The 19,380-nt window shown below is 68.5% G+C and carries 21 protein-coding genes; 7 read left to right on the forward strand and 14 right to left on the reverse strand.

Going from position 1 to position 19,380, the window contains the following annotated elements:
* Positions 1-80 precede the first annotated feature (80 nt).
* The 3 genes from EV645_RS00525 (at position 81) to EV645_RS00535 (ending at position 2,539) form a co-directional block, all read left to right on the forward strand.
* Positions 81-1,157, forward strand: a complete 1,077-nt coding sequence (locus EV645_RS00525) for an ATP-dependent DNA ligase (protein WP_130438557.1) — start codon at positions 81-83, stop codon at positions 1,155-1,157.
* Positions 1,154-1,918 (forward strand): polyprenyl diphosphate synthase, encoded by a 765-nt coding sequence (gene uppS / locus EV645_RS00530; protein WP_130438559.1) that lies wholly within the window; start codon positions 1,154-1,156, stop codon positions 1,916-1,918. The genes EV645_RS00525 and uppS overlap by 4 nt, the downstream gene beginning before the upstream one ends.
* 66 nt (positions 1,919-1,984) lie before the next feature.
* Positions 1,985-2,539, forward strand: coding sequence for a hypothetical protein (locus tag EV645_RS00535; protein WP_242000114.1), 555 nt, complete (start codon positions 1,985-1,987; stop codon positions 2,537-2,539).
* Here the strand turns inward: EV645_RS00535 and EV645_RS41750 are convergent.
* Positions 2,480-2,656 (reverse strand): hypothetical protein, encoded by a 177-nt coding sequence (locus tag EV645_RS41750; protein WP_157996977.1) that lies wholly within the window; start codon positions 2,654-2,656, stop codon positions 2,480-2,482. The genes EV645_RS00535 and EV645_RS41750 overlap by 60 nt on opposite strands.
* Positions 2,656-4,545 (reverse strand): ABC transporter ATP-binding protein, encoded by a 1,890-nt coding sequence (locus EV645_RS00540; RefSeq protein ID WP_130438560.1) that lies wholly within the window; start codon positions 4,543-4,545, stop codon positions 2,656-2,658. Before EV645_RS00540 ends, EV645_RS41750 begins: the two co-directional genes overlap by 1 nt.
* A 132-nt stretch (positions 4,546-4,677) precedes the next feature.
* Here EV645_RS00540 and EV645_RS42080 point away from each other — a divergent pair, with 132 nt between their 5' ends.
* Genes EV645_RS42080 through EV645_RS00550 form a run of 3 tightly spaced genes read left to right on the forward strand, consistent with a single transcriptional unit; the run spans position 4,678 to position 5,914 of the window.
* Positions 4,678-5,118, forward strand: coding sequence for an SRPBCC family protein (locus EV645_RS42080; RefSeq protein ID WP_242000115.1), 441 nt, complete (start codon positions 4,678-4,680; stop codon positions 5,116-5,118).
* A complete protein-coding gene (locus EV645_RS42085) occupies positions 5,115-5,459 on the forward strand; it encodes an ArsR/SmtB family transcription factor (RefSeq protein ID WP_242000116.1) in 345 nt (114 codons plus the stop codon). The genes EV645_RS42080 and EV645_RS42085 overlap by 4 nt, the downstream gene beginning before the upstream one ends.
* Before the next feature lie 11 nt (positions 5,460-5,470).
* Complete coding sequence (locus EV645_RS00550; RefSeq protein ID WP_130438564.1) at positions 5,471-5,914, forward strand: SRPBCC family protein; 444 nt, start codon at positions 5,471-5,473, stop codon at positions 5,912-5,914.
* Here the strand turns inward: EV645_RS00550 and EV645_RS00555 are convergent.
* Together EV645_RS00555 and EV645_RS00560 are read right to left on the reverse strand one after the other, a co-directional pair.
* Entirely contained in the window at positions 5,911-6,681 is a 771-nt protein-coding gene (locus EV645_RS00555; RefSeq protein ID WP_130438566.1) for an enoyl-CoA hydratase/isomerase family protein, read from the reverse strand. The genes EV645_RS00550 and EV645_RS00555 overlap by 4 nt on opposite strands.
* Positions 6,682-6,706: 25 nt before the next feature.
* Positions 6,707-8,305, reverse strand: a complete 1,599-nt coding sequence (locus EV645_RS00560; protein ID WP_130438568.1) for an ABC-F family ATP-binding cassette domain-containing protein — start codon at positions 8,303-8,305, stop codon at positions 6,707-6,709.
* Positions 8,306-8,368: 63 nt separating this feature from the next.
* Between EV645_RS00560 and ypfJ the strand changes: the two genes are divergently transcribed.
* Positions 8,369-9,274 carry a KPN_02809 family neutral zinc metallopeptidase gene (ypfJ, locus tag EV645_RS00565; RefSeq protein ID WP_130438570.1) on the forward strand — a complete coding sequence of 302 codons (906 nt, stop codon included), beginning with the start codon at positions 8,369-8,371 and terminating at the stop codon, positions 9,272-9,274.
* A 174-nt stretch (positions 9,275-9,448) separates the two neighbouring features.
* Here ypfJ and EV645_RS00570 read toward each other — a convergent pair whose 3' ends face one another.
* The 10 genes from EV645_RS00570 to EV645_RS00615 form a co-directional block, all read right to left on the reverse strand.
* Positions 9,449-12,469, reverse strand: a complete 3,021-nt coding sequence (locus EV645_RS00570; RefSeq protein ID WP_130438572.1) for an AfsR/SARP family transcriptional regulator — start codon at positions 12,467-12,469, stop codon at positions 9,449-9,451.
* Positions 12,470-12,490: 21 nt separating this feature from the next.
* A complete protein-coding gene (locus EV645_RS00575; protein WP_130438574.1) occupies positions 12,491-13,432 on the reverse strand; it encodes a hypothetical protein in 942 nt (313 codons plus the stop codon).
* A gap of 109 nt (positions 13,433-13,541) precedes the next feature.
* Positions 13,542-14,189, reverse strand: a complete 648-nt coding sequence (locus EV645_RS00580; protein WP_242000117.1) for a hypothetical protein — start codon at positions 14,187-14,189, stop codon at positions 13,542-13,544.
* 20 nt (positions 14,190-14,209) lie between these two features.
* Entirely contained in the window at positions 14,210-14,989 is a 780-nt protein-coding gene (locus EV645_RS00585) for a TadE/TadG family type IV pilus assembly protein (RefSeq protein ID WP_198681392.1), read from the reverse strand.
* The gene (locus EV645_RS00590; RefSeq protein WP_130438576.1) at positions 14,976-15,413 is read right to left on the reverse strand and encodes a TadE/TadG family type IV pilus assembly protein; all 438 of its coding nucleotides are present in this window, start codon (positions 15,411-15,413) and stop codon (positions 14,976-14,978) included. The genes EV645_RS00585 and EV645_RS00590 overlap by 14 nt, the downstream gene beginning before the upstream one ends.
* A gap of 10 nt (positions 15,414-15,423) precedes the next feature.
* On the reverse strand, positions 15,424-15,855 hold the full coding sequence (locus EV645_RS00595; protein WP_242000118.1) for a TadE/TadG family type IV pilus assembly protein: 432 nt from the start codon (positions 15,853-15,855) through the stop codon (positions 15,424-15,426).
* An 11-nt stretch (positions 15,856-15,866) separates the two neighbouring features.
* Positions 15,867-16,088 carry a hypothetical protein gene (locus EV645_RS00600; RefSeq protein ID WP_130438578.1) on the reverse strand — a complete coding sequence of 74 codons (222 nt, stop codon included), beginning with the start codon at positions 16,086-16,088 and terminating at the stop codon, positions 15,867-15,869.
* Between the two features lie 100 nt (positions 16,089-16,188).
* Positions 16,189-17,109 carry a type II secretion system F family protein gene (locus EV645_RS00605; RefSeq protein WP_130438580.1) on the reverse strand — a complete coding sequence of 307 codons (921 nt, stop codon included), beginning with the start codon at positions 17,107-17,109 and terminating at the stop codon, positions 16,189-16,191.
* A complete protein-coding gene (locus EV645_RS00610; protein WP_130438582.1) occupies positions 17,106-18,011 on the reverse strand; it encodes a type II secretion system F family protein in 906 nt (301 codons plus the stop codon). Before EV645_RS00610 ends, EV645_RS00605 begins: the two co-directional genes overlap by 4 nt.
* A gap of 4 nt (positions 18,012-18,015) precedes the next feature.
* The gene (locus tag EV645_RS00615; RefSeq protein WP_130438584.1) at positions 18,016-19,326 is read right to left on the reverse strand and encodes a TadA family conjugal transfer-associated ATPase; all 1,311 of its coding nucleotides are present in this window, start codon (positions 19,324-19,326) and stop codon (positions 18,016-18,018) included.
* Positions 19,327-19,380: the final 54 nt, after the last annotated feature.

Raw genomic sequence — 19,380 nt, forward strand, 5'->3', positions numbered from 1 at the left:
GCATTGTCCGGGTGAGCCAGGTTCACTGTCCACCAGCGGCGTTGCTGGTGAGTGTCGGTGCGGTGGGACAGAATGCAGGAATGCGACTGCCTGTCATGCCGCCGGTCAAACCGATGCTCGCCAAGCCGGTGAAGGAGATCCCGCGCGGCGAGATGAGCTACGAGCCCAAGTGGGACGGGTTCCGCTCCATCATCTTCCGCGACGGCGACGAGGTGGAGATCGGCAGCCGGAACGAGAAGCCGATGACGCGGTACTTCCCCGAGCTGGTCGAGGCGGTGAAGGCGAATCTGCCCGAGCGCTGCGCGATCGACGGCGAGATCATCGTGATCGGCGAGTCCGGCGACCGGCTCGACTTCGAGGTGCTGCAGCAGCGCATCCACCCGGCCGCGAGCCGCGTGAACATGCTGTCCGAGAAGACCCCGGCCCGGTTCGTCGCGTTCGATCTGCTCGCACTCGGTGACGACGACTACATGGAGCGACCGTTCGCCGAGCGTCGTACGGCGCTGATCGACGCGCTCGCCGGCGTGAAGGCGCCGATCCACGTCACCCCGGCGACGGCCGACCACGAGATCGCGGCGCAGTGGTTCGAGCAGTTCGAGGGTGCCGGCCTGGACGGACTGATCGCGAAGCCCCTCGACGGCACCTACATCCCGGACAAGCGGACGATGTTCAAGATCAAGCCGGAGCGGACGGCGGACTGCGTCGTCGCCGGGTACCGCGTGCACAAGAGCGGCGAGGACCGGATCGGCTCACTCCTGCTCGGGCTGTACAACGAGGACGGCACGCTCGCGAGCGTCGGCGTGATCGGCGCGTTCCCGCTCGAGCGACGCAAGGAGCTGTTCCAGGAGATGCAGCCGCTCGTCACGACCTTCGACGAGCACCCGTGGGCCTGGGCCAAGCAGGAGGAAGGCGTCCGTACGCCGCGCAACGCCGAAGGCAGCCGCTGGCAGGCCGGCAAGGACCTGTCCTTCGTGCCCTTGCGGCCCGAGCTCGTCGTCGAGGTTCGGTACGACCACATGGAAGGCATCCGCTTCCGCCACACCGCCCAGTTCGTCCGCTGGCGCCCGGACCGTACGCCGGAGTCCTGCACGTACGAGCAGTTGGAGGAGCCGGTGAAGTTCGACCTGGCCGACGTGCTTTCCAGCGCCCAACGATGAAACCCCTCTACCGCCTCTACACAGGCCTGCTCCGGCGCCAGCTCAAAGGGCTGCCGATGCCGCAGCACGTCGCGATCGCGATGGACGGCAACCGCCGCTGGGCTCGCGGCGAGGGGTACGACGACGTACGCATCGGTCACCGCTTCGGCGCCGAACACCTCGAGTTCTTCCTGAACTGGTGCGCCGACGCCGGGATCCGCTGCGTGACCGCATGGGTGGCGTCGCCGAGCAACCTGCGCAAACGCGACGCGGATCAGGTCGATTACCTGATGAACCTGACCGAGACCGTGCTGGCCGACCACGTGCGACGCGACCACCGCTGGCGGCTGCACGTCGCGGGCCAGCTGGATTTGTTGCCTGACTCAACGGCTCGCGCGCTGAAGGAAGCTGTCGAGGCAACGCGGGACCGCTCCGATGCGGGCGACCTGACCATCGCGATCGCCTACAGCGGCAGGCTCGAGGTCGTCGACGCCGTCCGTTCCGTGCTCGACTCCGCGGCGGCCGACGGGCGATCACTCGCCCAGGTCGCCGACGAGCTCACCGAGGAGGAGATCAGCCGGCATCTCTACGTGCCGGGCCTGCCGGACACCGACCTGGTGATCCGGACGAGCGGCGAGCTGCGCATGTCGGACTTCCTGCTGTGGCAGGCAACTCGCTCCGAGATCGAGTTCTGCGACCTGTACTGGCCGGCTTTCCGCGAGGTAGATCTGCTCCGCGCGCTCAGGACCTACGGACGCCGGAGACTGCAACGATCCAGTTGAATACTTTCGGACCGGTTCGGGGCACTATGGGGGTATACCGACTGGTAAGCATCGGAGGTTTACGCGATGTACGACGTCGTACTGCTCGTCGAACAGGAACTGTCCGAGCCCGACGCGAAACGCGTCGTCGAACTGCACAACGACATGCCGGAGCCGGTCACGTACCACGTGCTCGTGCCATGCCACAACGCCGAAGCGGGCGTCGAGGCCTCGATCAGCGCACTCGGTACGGCGGACCTCTACGGGCCGGGACTCGCCGGTCAGCGTGACGACCTCGCCGAGGCACAGAAGGCGATCGACACCGAGGCCAAGGGCTGCAGCGGACGCAGCGTGCAGCGGCTCCGCGACCTCGGGCAGCACGCCGAAGGCGGAATCTCGCACGAGCGGCCGATCGACGCCCTCGTCGCCACCGTGAAGCAAGCCCAGGGGCAGGAGGTCATCATCCTGACCCGCCCGCACATCGTGGCCGAGTTCTTCCACCTGGACTGGACCACGTCGGCGCGCCGGCATCTCGGCGTACCCGTGCTGCATCTGCTCGAGCACGACGCGCAGAAGGCAGCCTCAGTGCGACAGCAGGGCCGCGTAGGTGACGCCGCCGGCGAGACACGCGATCAGCAATGACAGCGTCGTCCTGACCGCACGCTCACCCGTGCGGCCGTAGTGGCGGCCGTCCTCGGAGTGGTACGCGACCTTGAAGCCCGCGTACCCCGCTGCGAGAACGAGCGCCAACTTGATCATCAGACACCTGCCGCCGTACCAGATTCTGTGAACTGCGTGTGGTACAGATCAGCGTACTCGCCGCCCGCCGCGAGCAGCTGCTCGTGCGTGCCGCGCTCGACGATGTTGCCGTGGTCAACGACCAGGATCAGGTCGGCGTCCCGTACGGTCGACAGCCGGTGCGCGATGACCAGCGACGTACGCCCTTCCAGTGCCGTGTCGAGCGCCCGCTGAACGGCGACCTCGGACTCGGAGTCCAGGTGCGCGGTCGCCTCGTCGAGTACGACGATCTTCGGGGCCTTCAGCAACAACCTGGCGATCGCCAGTCGTTGCCGCTCGCCACCGGACAGCCGGTGACCACGATCGCCCACGACCGTGTCGAGACCGTCCGGCAGGCCGGAGACGAGGTCCCAGATCTGGGCCGCGGTCAGCGCGGCGACCATCTCGTCCTCGGTCGCGTCCGGCTTGGCGTACAGCAGATTGGCGCGGATCGTGTCGTGGAACATGTGCGCGTCCTGCGTGACGTACCCGATCGTGTCGTGCAAGGACTGCAGGGTGACGTCTCGAACATCCTGACCGCCGATACGCACCGCTCCCCCGGTCACGTCGTACAAGCGGGCCACCAGATTGGTGATGGTGGTCTTGCCGGCGCCGGACGGCCCTACCAGCGCGACCATCTGGCCGGGCTGAATCACGAAGCTGACGTCTTCGAGGACCTGAGCCGACACGCGCTTGTCCAGTACGGCGACGGCCTCGAGGCTCGCCAGTGAGACCTGCTCGGCGGTCGGGTAGGCAAACGCGACATGCTCGAACTCCACGCTCGCTGCATCGTCAGGCAGATCCTCAGCGTCCGGCGCGTCCTTGATCATCGGCTCCAGATCGAGCACCTCGAAGACCCGCTCAAAGGAGATCAGCGCGGTCATGACGTCGACGCGGATGTTGGACAGCGCAGTCAGCGGGCCATAGAGCCGGCCGAGCAGGGCGACGAGTGCGAGCAGTGTCCCGATGGTCAGGGTCTGCCGTACGGCGAGGTTGCCGCCCACGCCGTACACCAAGGCCGTCGCCAGCGCGGCGACCAAGGTCAGCGCCGTGAAGAACACCCGGCCGAGCATCGCGATCCGGATGCCCAGGTCGCGGACGCGGCCGGCGCGCTCGCCGAAGTCCGCGGTCTCCAGCTGCGGCTTGCCGAACAGCGTGACGAGCAGCGCGCCGCCGACGCTGAACCGCTCGGTCATCGCGCTGGACATCTCGGCGTTCAGGTTCATCTGCTCGCGCGTCATCGCGGCTAGGCGACGACCGAGGACGCGCGCCGGGATGAGGAAGATCGGCAGCATCAGGATCGCGACCACGGTCAGCTGCCAGCTCAGCGCGAGCATCGCGCCGACCACCAGGATCAGGCTGATCACGTTCGACACCACGCCGGACAGCGTGGAGGTGAAGGCCTGCTGGGCGCCGATCACGTCGTTGTTGAGGCGCGACACGAGCGCGCCGGTCTGCGTCCGGGTGAAGAACGCGACCGGCATCCGCTGGACGTGCGAGAACACCTTGGTCCGCAGGTCGAAGATCAGCCCCTCCCCGATCCGCGCCGAGAACCAGCGCTGGATCAGACCGAGCAAAGCCTCGAAGACCGCGAGTACGGCGACCACCAGGGCCAGCGCCGTCACCAGTCCGGCGTTGCCCTTCGAGATCCCGTCGTCGACGATCTTCTTGAACAGCAGCGGCGACGCGATCACCAGCACCGCGGACACGATCACCAGCAGCAGGAACGCCGCGATGTGCCAGCGGAACGGCCTCGCGAACCGCGCGATCCGCGGCAGCGTGCCCTTCGCCAGCTTCTGCCCGGCGACGGACGCGTCCTGCCGCCGCCAGCCCATCGCGCCCATGCCGGGCCGCATCATCGGTGACGACATTCAGTCCCCTCCCCTTCGATAGATCTTCTAACACCTCACGCCGCTCGAGACTTCCCGCAACTTTTGGTTGCGCATCCGAGCCGTCGTCGTCTACAGTCATGTGCAACAAAAGGTTGCGAAAGGATGAGGGTAATGACCAGGAGCATCGAGCGGGAGATTCGGGTGGAGGCTACCCCGGAGGTGGTCTACGAGGTGGTCAGCTCGCCGGAGCACCTGCGCGAGTGGTGGCCGGACGAGGTCGACCTCGACCCGAAGCCCGGCGCGACCGGCACGATCACCTTCCGGCAGGACCACGGCAACATGGTCGAGCCGCTGACGGTCGTCGAGGCGGACCCGCCGCGGCGCTTCTCGTTCCGCTGGGCCTACACCGACGAGCCCGCCACCGCGGAGAACTCGGTGCTGGTCACCTTCGACCTGATCCCGAGCGACGGCGGCACGCTGCTCCGGTTCGCCGAGACCGGGTTCGACGAGGCCGCCAAGTCCGACGAGCTGCTCGCGGACCACACCAGCGGCTGGGACTACTTCATCCCGCGCATCACGCCGTACGCCGAGGGGCTGGCGAACCGGCCGTGATCGACGACGAGCTCTGGTCGGCGATCGGTGACCCCACCCGGCGACGGATGCTCGACCTGCTGCTCGCCGACGGCGGCGGTACGTCGACCAGCCTCAGCGACCAGCTGCCCGTCACCCGCCAGGCGGTCGCCAAGCACCTCGCCGTACTCGACCGGGCCGGGCTGGTGCACTCCGCACCGTCCGGACGCGAACGTCGCTACACCGTCGACGAATCGCAGCTCGCCCGCGCGATCAACCAGCTGACCGACGTCACCGACGCCTGGGACCGGCGGCTGCAGCGCATCAAGCGGATCGCCGAAACGATCCAGAAGACCCGAGACAACACCCGAGACAACAACTGAGAGGCACAACCATGTACGACATCTTGCATCGCGTCGGAATCATCGCATCCCCGAACGACGTCTACGCGGCACTCACCACCATCGACGGCCTGGCCGGCTGGTGGACCGAGGACACGACCGGCGATGTCGACGGCGTCATCGCATTCCGCTTCGCCACGGCCGGCGGGGACGGCTTCGACATGAAGGTCCTCGAAACCACGCCCGGCAAGCTTGTCCGCTGGGAGGTCGTTGGTGGACCCGACGAATGGATCGGCACCCACGTCAGCTTCGAGCTCTCCCAGACCGACGAGTACACGATCGTGCTCTTCAAGCAGGAGGGCTGGCGCGAGCCGGTCGAGTTCATGTACCACTGCAGCACCAAGTGGGCCACGTTCCTGATGAGCCTCAAGCAGTACGTCGAGACCGGCAAGGGCGAGCCCGCGCCGAACGACGTACTCGTCAGCAACTGGCACTAACCGAGAGCGGCGATCAGTTCCTTCAGGCGCCGGGACTGGGCCTGACGCTCGGCCTCGAGCTGCTCGGTGTAGGTGCGGTCCGCGGCACCGAGCAGCAAGGCCTTGGTCTCGCGGATCGCACCCGGCAGCGGGCCGAGCAGCGCATCGGTCAGGTCCTTCACCGTCGCCGCCAGCTCATCGGCCGGTACGACGATGTTGGCCAGACCGATCTCCTTGGCCTCGGCCGCCTCGACCCAGCGGCTTGTCGCGCACAGCTCGAGCGCCCGCGAGTAGCCGACGAGCTGAACCAGCGGCTGGGTGCCGCCCAGGTCCGGGACCAGGCCGAGAGCCGGCTCGCGCATGCTGAAGCGGGCGTCCGGGGTCACCACTCGCAAGTCGCAGGCCAGCGCCAGCTGGAACCCGGCGCCGACCGCGTGACCCTGGACCGCCGCGATGCTGATGATCTCCGGGCGTCGCAGCCAGGAGAACCCAGCCTGGAACGCGGCGATCAGCTCCAGCAGCTCGGGCTCCGGCTTCGCACCCAGCGTCAGGAGCGGCTCCTGGCCGTCGACGGGATCGCCAACCATCAGACGTCGGTCGAGGCCGGCCGAGAACGATGGCCCCTCCCCCGACACGACGACGACGCGGACCTCGGGCGGCAACGACGTACCGAAGTCGGCCAAGGCACTCCACATCGCCGGGGTCTGCGCGTTGCGCACCTCCGGCCGGTCCAGCACCACGCGCGCAACAGGGCCGTCCACCGAGAACCGCAGTCCGAGATCCGTCATGGCACCGGATATTACTCCGGAGTAATCAGGCGAGCGAGACCAGGTCGGCGTAGTCGTTCGACCAGAGGTCCTCGACACCGTCCGGAAGCAGTACGACGCGCTCCGGCTCGAGGGCCTCGACCGCGCCCTCGTCGTGGGTGACGAGGACGATCGCGCCGGTGTACGAGCGGATCGCGTTCAGCACCTCGGCCCGGGAGGCCGGGTCCAGGTTGTTGGTCGGCTCGTCGAGAAGCAGTACGTTCGCCGCCGAGACGACCAGAGTCGCCAGGGCGAGCCGGGTCTTCTCGCCGCCGGAGAGCACGCTGGCCGGCTTGTCCGAGTCGTCTCCGGTGAACAGGAACGAGCCGAGCACGCTGCGGGCCTGCGTTTCGTTCAGGTCCGGGGCGGCCGACTTCATGTTCTCCAGCACGGTCCGGTTGACGTCGAGCGTCTCGTGCTCCTGCGCGTAGTACCCGAGCTTGAGGCCGTGGCCGTCGATGATCTCGCCGGTGTCAGCCTTCTCGATGCCGCCGAGGATCCGCAGCAGGGTGGTCTTGCCGGCGCCGTTCAGCCCGAGTACGACGACGCGCGAGCCCTTGTCGATCGCCAGGTCGACGTCGGTGAAGATCTCCAGCGAGCCGTACGACTTGGACAGCTCGCGGGCCATCAGCGGCGTCTTCCCGCACGGGGCAGGCGTCGGGAACGAGATCTTCGCGACGCGGTCTGCCTGACGCTCGTCCTCGAGCGACGACATCATCCGCTCGGCGCGGCGCAGCATCTGCTGGGCGGCGGCCGCCTTGGTCGCCTTGGCGCGCATCTTGTTCGCCTGGTCGACCAGCTGAGTGGCCTTCTTCTCCGTGTTCGCCCGCTCGCGCTTGCGGCGTCGTTCGTCGGTCTCGCGCTGGTTCAGGTACGCCTTCCAGCCGACGTTGTAGACGTCGATCTCGGCCCGGTTCGCGTCCAGGTGGAAGACGCGGGTGACGGTCTCCTCGAGCAGGTTCACGTCGTGGCTGATCATGATCACGCCACCGGCGTACGACTTGAGGAAGTCGCGCAGCCAGACGATCGAGTCGGCGTCCAGGTGGTTGGTCGGCTCGTCGAGCAGCAGCGTCTCGGCCTGCGCGAACAGGATCCGGGCCAGCTCCACGCGGCGGCGCTGACCGCCGGACAGGGTGGCCAGCGGCTGGCCGAGGACACGGTCCGGGAGGCCGAGGTTGGCCGCGATCCGGGCCGCCTCGGACTCCGCGGCGTACCCGCCAGCGGCGTGCAGGTCGGCCTCGGCGCGCTCGTACCGGCGCATGCCCTTGGAGCGGGTCTTCTCGTCGGCGCTGGCCATCGACTTCTCGGCGCTGCGCAGACGGCGTACGACGTCGTCGAGGCCGCGCGCGGACAGGATCCGGTCGCGGGCCAGTACTTCGAGGTCGCCGGTGCGCGGGTCCTGCGGCAGATATCCGATCTCGCCAGACTTGGTCACCGAACCGCTGGCCGGCAGGCCCTCACCGGCCAGGATCTTGGTCAGGGTCGTCTTGCCGGCGCCGTTGCGGCCGACCAGCCCGACCTTGTCGCCGGGACCGACCCGGAAGGAAGCAGGCGCCAGTAACTGCCGGGCACCGACGCGAACCTCGAGATTGGAGACAGTGATCATCGGGGTTCGCAGGCGTCCTTACGCTAGAGCTTCAGCAGAGTTTGCTGCTCTAGTGTAAGTGGCATGAAATTCAATCCGGATGCGGATCTCGACACCAGCGGTGTCGAGGACACCCGCGGTAGCGGCGGCGGGCGCGGTGGCGGCCTGCCCGGCGGGATGATCCCGGTCGGTGGCGGCATCGGCGGCATCATCCTGCTGGTCGTGATCCTGCTGCTGACCGGCGGCCTGCCAGGCGGAGGTGGCAGCGCCGACGAACCGGTCACGCAGAACACGGCGACCGGCAACCTGAGTTCCTGCAAGAAGGGCACGGACCTGCAGGCGAACTCGAACTGCCGGTTCGTCTTCTACCAGAACTCGATCGAGAGCTTCTGGGCCGCGGAGCTCCCCCGGCGCGGCAAGAAGTACACCCGGGCGCCGATGCGCGTCTTCGACGGCTCGGTCAACACCGGCTGCGGCCCGGCCACCAGCGCCGTCGGCCCGTTCTATTGCCCGCCGGACATGCGTGTGTACCTGGACCTCGGCTTCTTCGAGACGCTGCAGACCGACCTCGGCGCCCGCGGCGGCGAGTTCGCCGAGGCGTACGTCATCGCGCACGAGTACGGGCACCACATCCAGAACCTGTACGGCATCCTCGACCGGATCAAGACCCGCAACGGCCCGTCCTCGGACTCGGTCCGCTCCGAGTTGCAGGCCGACTGCCTGGCCGGCATCTGGACCAACCACGCCACCACGGTCCCCAACAAGAGCGGCCAGCCGCTCATCACCGAACTCTCCGACGACGACATCGTCCGCGGCCTCGACGCCGCCGCCTCCGTCGGCGACGACCGCATCCAGCAGAAGACCCAGGGCCAGGTCACCCCCGAATCCTTCAGCCACGGCACCGCCGCCCAACGCATGAAGTGGTTCCAGAAAGGTATGGACTCCGGCGACATGACCGCCTGCGACACCTGGTCCGCCAACCCCCTCTGACCACCGGCACCCACCGACTCAGGGCGGATATCCCCTGAAGTTGGGGGTTCTCCGCTCGCACACCAGCGGAGAACCCCCAACGCGAGTGGATATCCCCTCGTGTTCGGGCCGCTCAGACGGACATGCCGAACCGCCCTGTACCTGGAAGGTGCGGGGCGGTTCTTGCGGGGTCGGTCAGGCGACCTGGGCGGGGCGGTGGTAGCCGGGGAGGAGTTCGTCGACGAGGGCGTCGGTTTCGGCTTCCGGGCCGCGGGGGGCGCCGTGTTTGGTGAGGGCGGCGTACAGCTGGGCGGCGACGTTGGTGACGTCGGCCGTCGTACCGAAGTGGGATGCCAGGCGGAGCGTGGCTCGCCAGAGTTCCTCTGAGGCCGGGGAGAAGCTCAGGCCGGTCTGGAGGGCGGTGCGGGCGAGGTTGCCGTCGTTGTGGCTGAGGGACGCCTCGGCGAGCCGCAGGGCTGCGTCGACGACGGCCTCGGCCATCCGGCGCTCGATGCCGGACGCGGCGAGCCACGAGTAGCGGCCGCCGGGCAGGTTCGACCAGGCGGGACCGTGGACCAGGCTGAGCGCCGTCGACAGCGGACCACGCGGGTCGTCCACCATCGTCGCCTGCTTCGCCAGGGTCCGGAACACGTCCCAGTCGACCCGGACCACGCTGCGGTTGAGCATCCAGCGGCCGGACTCGTCGGCGTACATCGCGTCCACCCCGACCCAGCGGCGGGTGTGCTCCAGCGCGGCGTCCCGCAGCTCCTCGCTGATGCCGCGCGGCCAGATCGCACCAGCGAGCACGTTCGGGTGTACGCCGTAGTCCTGGCTCGCGAGGAACGCGATGATCTCCGTCGACAGCGAGACCCGGCCCTCGTCGATGACACCGCGGGCGTCGACCTCTACCGGACCGAGCAGGTCGACCTCGACCGGAGCCGGCTGGCTGAGATCGGTCGTCGAGAACTCGTACGCCGGCATGTCCTGCTCCGCGCGCCGCTTGTCGCGTGCATCCACCTCGGCCGCGTCGAACAGCGCAACCAGGTCGGCGAACTGCTCCGGGTTGACGCTGTGCGCGTCGACCTCGAGGCCGAGCAGCCGGCAGACGGCCTGGTTCTTCTCGTCCACGACGAACCGCCACGGCGAGTTGATCACGTCGCCGACCACGACGACCGCGATGCTGCGCTGGGCGTCCGCGGCCAGCCGGTTCAGCTGGTCCTGCTCCTCCGGCGACGGCGGCGCGGACACGAAGATGATCTCCGAACCCCACAACGCCGCGTCCGGGTGCGTCATCCGGGCATCCGCGACCGAGTCGACGTTGCGCCGCTGGCATGCCTGCACCTGTGCCTCGGTACGCCGGGCAACCTCGCCCATCGCGTCGTCGAGACGGATCCAGTAGCTCAGCCGCGACGGCGCCAGCGACGACAGGTCGTCGCCGAATCCGACCATGCTGATGTGCGCGCCCTCGGACCACAGGTTGGTCGCGAGCTCGACGGCGAGCGAACCGACCACGTCGCGGGACGCGTTGGTCACGCCGCCGAACGAGACGATCCCGTTCGCGGTGTCGAGGTCGATCAGCACCGTGGCGCCGTCGGCGTTCTGGCCGACCGTGACCAGCGTCGGGTACGGCGCGGGCGCGTTCACCTCGCCGCTCGGACCGTACGCCCGGCGCAGCGTCCACCGGGTGCCTTCGGCAATCGCCTGCCACGGACCGGGCGGCTCGGGCTGAGCCTCGTACGGGTCGAGCACCAGCGTCAGCGCCCGGTCGGTCACCAGCGCGGCGACCACCTTCGGCATCGACCGCTCCGACTGCGTCATGTCCGCGCCGAGCTTGCGCAGCGCGTTGTCGACGAACTGCGCGGTCGGCACGTCCGACGCGAGCCGCAGGCCGACCTCGGTCTGCCGGTGACCGGCAGCCTTCGGACCCGGACCCTGCGCCCAGCCGCGGCGCCGCTTCAGTGCCAGCGCCAGACCGGCTGCGAGCAGCGCCGCACCGAAGCCGTAGATACCGGCCTGCTGCAGGTTGATCCCGCCGTCGTCGGTCGCGACCGGAGTCGCCTCGGGAACCTGGATGCCGCCACCGGCGGGCTCGCCGTGCTCGGATTGGCCGGTCCCCGGAACGTGCGGCTCGACACTGACGCGCGGCTCCCCCGGCTTCACGTTCTTCGCGCCCGGGTCGCTCTGGCTCGTGCCGATGACGATCGACGAGCCCGGCTCGATGCCCTGCTCGGAGTACCGCGTCGGAGTACCGGACTCGTGCTTGCCGCCGGTCTTCGTCTCGGTCTTGGTCTCGGCCTTTGTGGTCGGCTTGACCGTGGGCTTGGCGGACGTCCGGGTCTCGGTGGTGGTCTTCGTGCTGACAGTGGTCTTGCCGGTTCGGTCGTCGATGCTGACGCGCACCGTGTGCACACCCGGGCCCTTGGCGTCGCTCGGCAGGCGCACCTGCCAGCCCGGCATGATCAGATCCGGGTTGGTCAGCCGGCGGCCGTCGGGCTGGAGCTTGTTCTTGTTGAGGTCGTAGATCTCCTTGTACCGGCGGCCCTCGCCCAGATACCGCTCCGCGATGTCCCACAGGCAGTCGTAGTTGCGCCCCTGCGGCGGACGGACCTCGGTGTACTTGATGACCTGACCCTGGTGGTCGTGGTTCGTCCGTACGCCGGTCGTCGTCTTCTGATTGCCCGCGAGGATCTTGCTGGCGGCCTCGGTCTGACGGAACTGCGACGTCGCGGACTGGTCACCACCGTGCCGTGCCGACACCGACGTCGGAGCGGCCGGGCCGGCCGTGGTGACCGCGCTCGCGACCGGCAGGCTGACGCCCGCGCCGGCGGCGATCAGTACGACGGTGCCGATCAGCCGGCGGGCGATCGTCTGCGAACCGCCGCCGAACGGGATCCGCGGCGACAACCCGTGCCCGCGGATCTCGGCGACCGCTTCCGCGATCAGGCAGACGACGAAGTGCAGCCACGCGACCCAGATGAAGAACGCGATGATGCCGAGGACGGTCCGGATGCTCAGCTCGTCGAACAGCATGCTGCTGGTCGGCATCTTGTCCGGCCACGGAGTCCCGAAGAACCGCAGCAAGATGTACGGCACACCGCCGACGATCGCGAGGATCGCGAGCAGCGCGACGAACCCCTTCAACCGGTCCGCGCCCGGACTCCCCGCCCGCCGCTGCGGCAACCGCGCCGCACGCACCGGCTCATTCGTCCTTACCATCGCTCCTCCATACCCCCACCATCAACCACCAATGGCCTGCGCTTCCTGTACAGGAAGCCGTTGTACTGCGGTCACGTTCGCTGCGCCGATCAAGTGCCAGCCGCTAGCCTTACCGACCCAGTAGAAAACCTCCCACGTGATGGTGAGCTTCACCGTGTACATCTTGTCCGGCTGAGTCGCGCTGGATCGCTCGTAGACGTGCTTGCATGTGTTGATCTGGTGGAACGGGTCCTGGGTCTCGTCGTACCCGTCCGGGTCGTCTTCCGTCGTCACACCCATCAGGCACTTGAACGGCTTGGTGCCGTCGCCGGGATCGACCGTCATCGCGGCGACCCGGCCGCGCATTGTCAGGTTGTGCTCCGGGTCGATGTATCCGCTGAGCCTGCCCGGGTTATTTTGGTCGGCCTCCGCCTTTGAACTCTCCGCGGTCAGGGAGAAGAATGCAGGCACGTTGACGCGGGGCGTGAACGTCGGCATGACGACCAGGGCCGGCGGCGGATAGTTGCTCTTGAACGGATACCAGAACGGCTCCATGTAGTTCGGGAACGGGCATTGCGCCTCTTCCACCGGACCCACCGGGACATAGGCGCGCTCCAGGTGGGCGTTGTCACCACCGTCGTACGTGTCGAGGTTGTAGTCGGTGATTGTGATCCGCATCACCCACTTCTTGCCGTCCGGCGCCTTGGGGAGTCGGATGCCGTCCGGGATGGTGAAGTCGCGGCATGGGATGAACGGCTTGCCCTTGAGCCGCTCCCGCCACGTGGGCGGTGCCGGGTAATTCGAACCGGTATGGGCCGGCCCGTTGCTGCAGTACGCACCGAAGCCAACCGAGTTGACGTACATGCTGCAGACCGACGTGCCGGTCTGGATCGTGTCAGCGGAGGCGGTGGAGACAGGGCCTGCCGTGAGTAGTGCGAGTACCGCGCTCAGGACGAGCAGTGTGCGGCCGACTCGGTTGTGCATCCTCACTCCCCAGGACTCGTCTTCCGGCAGATTATCTTCGACCAGGGGCATCATGCCCGTTGCCCACTGCCCCGTCACCTCTTCGCAACCTCGAATTCCGTCTTCCGGACTAGGCCGGATAATGGACTCCGGTGCACTTCACCCCGGTCGTCGTGGCCAGGCGGTACGGCAGCCAGCCGATCCCGGTCAGGATCATCTCGATCACCTCGGGCGAGCCCTTCGGCGTCACGACGGTCCAGTTCTTCGCCTTCGGATCCCAGTACTGCGTGGTCTGCGAGCGGCACGTCTGCACCGCGACGGTGCCGTCGGCCGTCCGCTTCGCGCCGACGATGACCACGCTGCCCGGCGGCTTCATGATCCAGCCGTTGCGCTGGGCGTCGAAGATGCCCTGCGCAACGTCGGAGTAGAAGAACGACGGGAACTTCTTCTTCAGGACCGTGTCGTCTTTCGACACGAGGGCCTGGAAGTACAGCGGGTAGCTGGTCACGAGGCCTTGGACGGCGGGGTTCGAGGCGAAGTTCCCGGCTTCGATGATGATTTGGCCCTTGGGCGCCGTGGCCGGTTTGGTGGGCTTGGCGGTCGTGGCCGGCTGGGTGGGAGCGCTGGTGGTCGGCTCGGTGGACGGGGTGTCCGAGGACGTCGACGTGTCCGAGCCGCCGGCCGGGACCGGGAGGGTGCCGTCGTTCGAGTTCTTGCCGCAGGCACTCAACAGCAGGACAGCGGTCAGAACGACGGCCGGGAGGGCAAACCTACGCACGGGAGGCAATCCTTTGATCTCTAGCCGCCGGGCGGCTTCGTCGACGACGGCGGCTCCGAACTGGACGGCGGGCCGGACGGATCGCCGGACGGCGGCGGCGAGGAGTTGGTGTCGGGCGGCGGCGTGACGTTCGGCGAGCAGGTGGCGGGGAACGGGAACGGTGAGAGGGTCCAGGTCGGGGTCGGTGAGCCGACGGTCCAGGTCGGGCAGGGCAGGTCGATCGTCGGCGGGCGTGCGGTGGTGATGGGCGCGCCGGGGCCGTCGGTGGTCGGGTTCACCACGATCGGCGGGATCGTCGGGCTGTCGTCGGCCTTCTCGATGCCTTGCTCGGCATGCGCCTGACCGGTGCCGCTGGCCTTCAGGGAGGTCTTGCCGATCAGGCCCAGGAACGTGGTCTTGTTGGCGATGTCGACCTGGATGTCGACCTCTTTGTCGGTCAGCGTGGTCGGGCCGCAGGCGGTCACGGCCGGGTCGTTGGTGCGCACCTGCGCGCAGAACCCGGCGATCGCGACAGCCGCCTTGGCGGGGTCGATCTTGGCCTCGGCGACGTTCAGCTGGATCGCGGCGGCGCCGACACGGGCCGCCTCCTGGGCGTACCCGACCGCCCGCGACCGGGCGCCGAGCTGCCGGCCGCCGTCGATCACCAGACCGGCCAGGGTGAAGATCATCACCGCGAGGATCGCGACCGCGGGACTCAGCGCACCCCGCGAGAACAGCCGATGGTTGCCGGGGGCATCAATCCGGAAGAACTCGACGACCCGGGACCGGCGGCCGTGCTGGTGGTGGTCAGGAGCCGTCACCGCGCACCCCCCGGTACGGGTCGAGGGACGAGGTGAAGCGCTTGGTGATCGTGGTGTCGCCGCCGAGGCCGAGCAGCCCGAGGTCGCGGTAGTTGATCGTGCAAGTGACTTCGACCGACAACGGCGAACCGGCAACGAACCCGGTGGTGATCGAGCCGGACGCGGTCGTCTTGCAGGACTTGATCGCCTGGTTCATGGTCGTACTCACGGCCTGGTCGACACGGCTCTGGGCCTCGGGCAACGACCGGGCCTGGCTCGCGCTGCGGGCGCCGTCGCGGGCCGCGCTCTCCAGCAACGACGACGTCTGGAAGTACCGCCCGCAGGCCAGCAGGAACATGAACAGCAGGAGCAGCACGGGCGCAAGGATGACCATCTCCAGCGCCATGGTGCCGCGCTGACTACGGATCCCCAGCTTCCGCTTCATCCTCACGCTCTCACTTGTCGGCTTGGAACTGTTCGATCTGGCCGGTGGCGGTCCGGCTCACCTTCAGCTTCAGGCCGGGGACCAGCGAGACGGTGTCCCCGGTGACGGTGAACGAGACGGTGCCTTCCGGGCTGTTGTACGCCGGGAACGGGACGTCGGTGTGCTGCAACGTCGTGCCGCCGAGCTGCGCCGCGTACGACTGGATGTCCGAGCGGACCTTCTCCCCCACCGCCGTGGTGTAGACGGTCGGCTGCACCAGCCGGAGCCGGGACACGCCTTCTTCCGCGGCGTTCAGCGCGACGGAACGCCCGTACAGCCACAGGGCCGTCTGGATGGACAGGAAGATCAGCGTCAGGATCGCCGGTGCGAGGATGGCCAGCTCGAGTGTGCTGACCCCTCGCTCCGACCGCCTGCGCCGCAACGTCTTCCAGCCCGAACGCATAGCTGCGACCGTCAGCTGCCCGTGTCGATATCGGCGGTGTGCTTGCTGATCACGCGCTTCACCACGACGCCGATCGCCAGTGCGGCGACGACCAGGATGCCCGAGATGATCGCCCACTCGAGTGCGGAGGCGCCCAACTCGGTGTGCCCCTGCCGCGCCCGGGCCCGCTGGGCCTGCGCCCGTGCGAACGCGTAGCGGGCCATGGTCCGCCAGAACATCAACTCCGAGGTCATCCGATTGCCTTCCAGATCGTGAGGCCGAAGCAGGCCTCAGTATGCCCTGTACGACGGGCTACGCCGCCCTGCGGATCCCGTGCCCTGGCCACTGTTTTCCCTAACTTCCGAGGATGGCCACGCCGGCCGGGAAAGCCAGGAACAGGAAGAATGCCGAGATCATGACCAGCTGCGCAACCAGCATCGACTGAGAGCGCTCACCCGCCTTACCTTCCACGTCCGCCAGCTCCTTACGCCGCAGCGATGCCGCCCGCGCGAGCAGCGACGAGCGGATCTTCGCGCCCTCGTCACCGGCCAGGGCGAGCGCCGACGCAAGGTCCCGCAGCTCCTCCACACCGAGGTCCTCGCCGAGCAGTGCCATCGCGTCCCACGGCGTGATCCCGATCAGTCGCGCGTTCGCGAGCGCCTGACGGATCCGCGCCATCGCCCAGTGCTCGCCGATCGTTGACGCGGTCATCAGCGCCTCGGGCAGACCGCGGCCGCCGGCCAGGTTCATCGCGACCAGGTCGAGGAAGCTGCCGACCACGTGCCGGAAGTCGCGCCGCCGCTTCTCCGCCTCCTGCCGCAACGCCAGGTCAGGCAGGAAGAACGCCAGCGCCATGAACGCGAGCGTCACGATCGCCGGCGCCGCGCCCGGTGCGGCGAACCCGATCGCGGAGAACAGGAACAGCACGATCGGGATCAGGATCAGCGCGCCGAGGGCGAAGAACACCTTCGTGGCAAGCATTGCGGCGAACGGCTGGTTCATCACCGCGAGGTCGCGGCGGAGCTTGCCGAACGCCCAGCCGCGCGCGTTCGCCTCGGCCTCGAGCCGTCGGCCCAGCGTCTCCCGGGCCCGGTCGACGCCGCCGAGCACGCGCTCGCCGGCCGCACTCGCCGTCGCACCGCTGGTGTAGCCGCCGCGCCCGGCGTCGATCCGCGCGATCGTCGACAGCACGTTGGTCCGCGGCTTGATGAAGATCCGGATCGCGACGTACACGCCGAGGCCCGCCAGGCCGCCGGTGATGAAGGCCCAGGTCATCCGCTCACCGTTTCCATCCGGTCGTTACCCGGTCGGTTCAACCGGCCGTCGGTGCTCATGCCGATCAGGAACCGCTCCGGCACCTCGATCTTCGCCAGGCGTCGCAGCCACAGCAGGCCGAGCGCGTACAGCCCGATCACGATGGTCAGCACGGCCTGCCCGATGAAGCTCCGGTACGGCGCCATGTACGTCGGGTTGAACAACACCAGGCCCGCGGCCATGATCAGCGTGATCGCGACGACCACCTGCACGCTGCGCCGCGTGGATCTCCGCTCCGCCGCGACCTTCCGCCGTACGTCGAGCTCCTCGCGCGCCGAGTCCGCCAGCGCGCTCAGCACCTCACGCAGACCGGGTCCGCGCAGCCGGGCGTTGAGCACCAGGGCTGCGACGATCAGGTCGGCGGACGGGTCGTTCAGGTCGTCGGCGAACCGCATAAGGGCCGAAGGCAACGGTTCGCGGATGCGCAGCCGGTCGACGAGCAGGTTCAGGCTGGGCTTGATCGCGGGTGCCGCGTTGACCGCGGTCGCCGGGATCGCCTGTTCCAGACCGACCGCGCCGGCGATCGTGTCGCGCAGCGCTTCGGTCCAGGTGGCCAGTGCGTCCAGCCGGTCGATCGCGCGACGTTCCTCACCGGTGCCGCCGAAGAAGCGGTCCGCCATACCGGCCAGGAGGCCGAGCGCGATGGCGAGCACCAGCCAACGGGTCACCACCAGCACCACCAGGCCGACCGCGATGCCGGCGCCGAGGCGGATCAGGTTCCGGCGGTTGTCGGCGCTGCGGTTGCGGAACAGCGACGGCGTCTCGTCCTTCGGCTCGGTACCGCGGATCGCGACGATCAGCAGCAGTGCCGCGCCGCCGACCACCGCACCGCACAGCAGCGCAAGCAAGGTCCGGTCGTTCATCGCCTCACGCCCACGTTCCGTGGACGAGGGGCTGGTACCCGAAGTGCTCGAGCTCGTCCATGCAGGCGATCGGCGCGTGCGCCGCGGCGCGGCCGTCCGGTCCTGCCGCGAACACCTCGCCGGACAGCACGCGGCCGTCCCAGCCGGTCACCTCGCGAATGCTCTCGACGTACCGGCTCAGGCCGCCGCCGCGCTGGTAGTCGTTGTGCTTGCGGATGAACACGACGAAGTCGAGCGCGCCGGCGATCAGCATCTGGGTGGCGTCCATCGGTAGCCGCTCCATCGCCTGGATCGCATAGGTGCTGATCCGGTTGAACACCTCCATCGAGCTGTTCGAGTGGATCGTCGACAGCGAGCCGTCGTTACCCTGGCTCATCGCGTTCAGCATCGTCACGATCTCATCGCCCAGCACCTCACCCACGATGACCCTCGAAGGGTTCATGCGCAGCGATCGGCGGACCAGATCGGCCATCGTGACCTCGCCGACGCCCTCGGAGTTCGGCAGCCGTTCCTCGAACGCGACCACGTTCGGGTGCAGGTCCTTGAACTCCCCCAGGCCGAGCTCGAGCGAGCGCTCGACCGTGATCAGGCGCTCGTGCGGCTGGATCTCGTTGGCCAGCGCGCGCAGCAGCGTGGTCTTCCCGGAGTTCGTCGCGCCCGCGATCATGATGTTCTTCCGCGCCGCGACCGCGGCCCGCAGGAACGAGCCGATGTCGTCGGAGATGGTCCCGTTGGCCACCAGGTCGCGCAGGAACACCTTGCCGAGGCGGGCACGCCGGATCGACACCGCGGGGCGCGAGGTCACGCCCATCACCGCGGACAACCGGGAGCCGTCCGGCAGGCGCAGGTCCAGCTGCGGGTTGGCCGAGTCGAACGGGCGGCTGGTCAGACCCGCGTGCGCGGCCAGCACCTGGATCAGCTCGACCAGCTCGTCGTCGCTCTCGGCCACCGGACCGGGCGTCTCCTCGCGGCCGTCGCCGTACTGCACGAAGACCTGGTCGCAGCCGTTGATGTCGATGTTCTCGACCTCGGGGTCGTCGATCAGCGGCTGCAGCCGGCCGACGCCGAACAGCGCGGAGTGGATCGCGCCGGCGATCTGCGCGTCGTCGTCCGGGGTCGGCGGCGTCCGGCCCTCGGCCAGCTCGTACCGCGCGTGGTCCTCGAGGACCTGCACGATCAGCGACCGCGCGTACTCCCGCTCGTCCTCCGCACTCATCGGAGGTACGCCGTTCACCTGGTCGCGGCGACGCTGCTCGTTCAGCCGCTCCGCAACCTGCACCCGCAGCTTGCGCACCAGCTCCTGATCAGCGCTCATCGACGTCCTCGCTTCGCTCCGGGCGCCGATGAGACACGAGACGCACTGTGCTGA

The sequence above is a fragment of the Kribbella rubisoli genome (assembly GCF_004217145.1).
In the GTDB taxonomy this organism is placed as follows: domain Bacteria; phylum Actinomycetota; class Actinomycetes; order Propionibacteriales; family Kribbellaceae; genus Kribbella; species Kribbella rubisoli.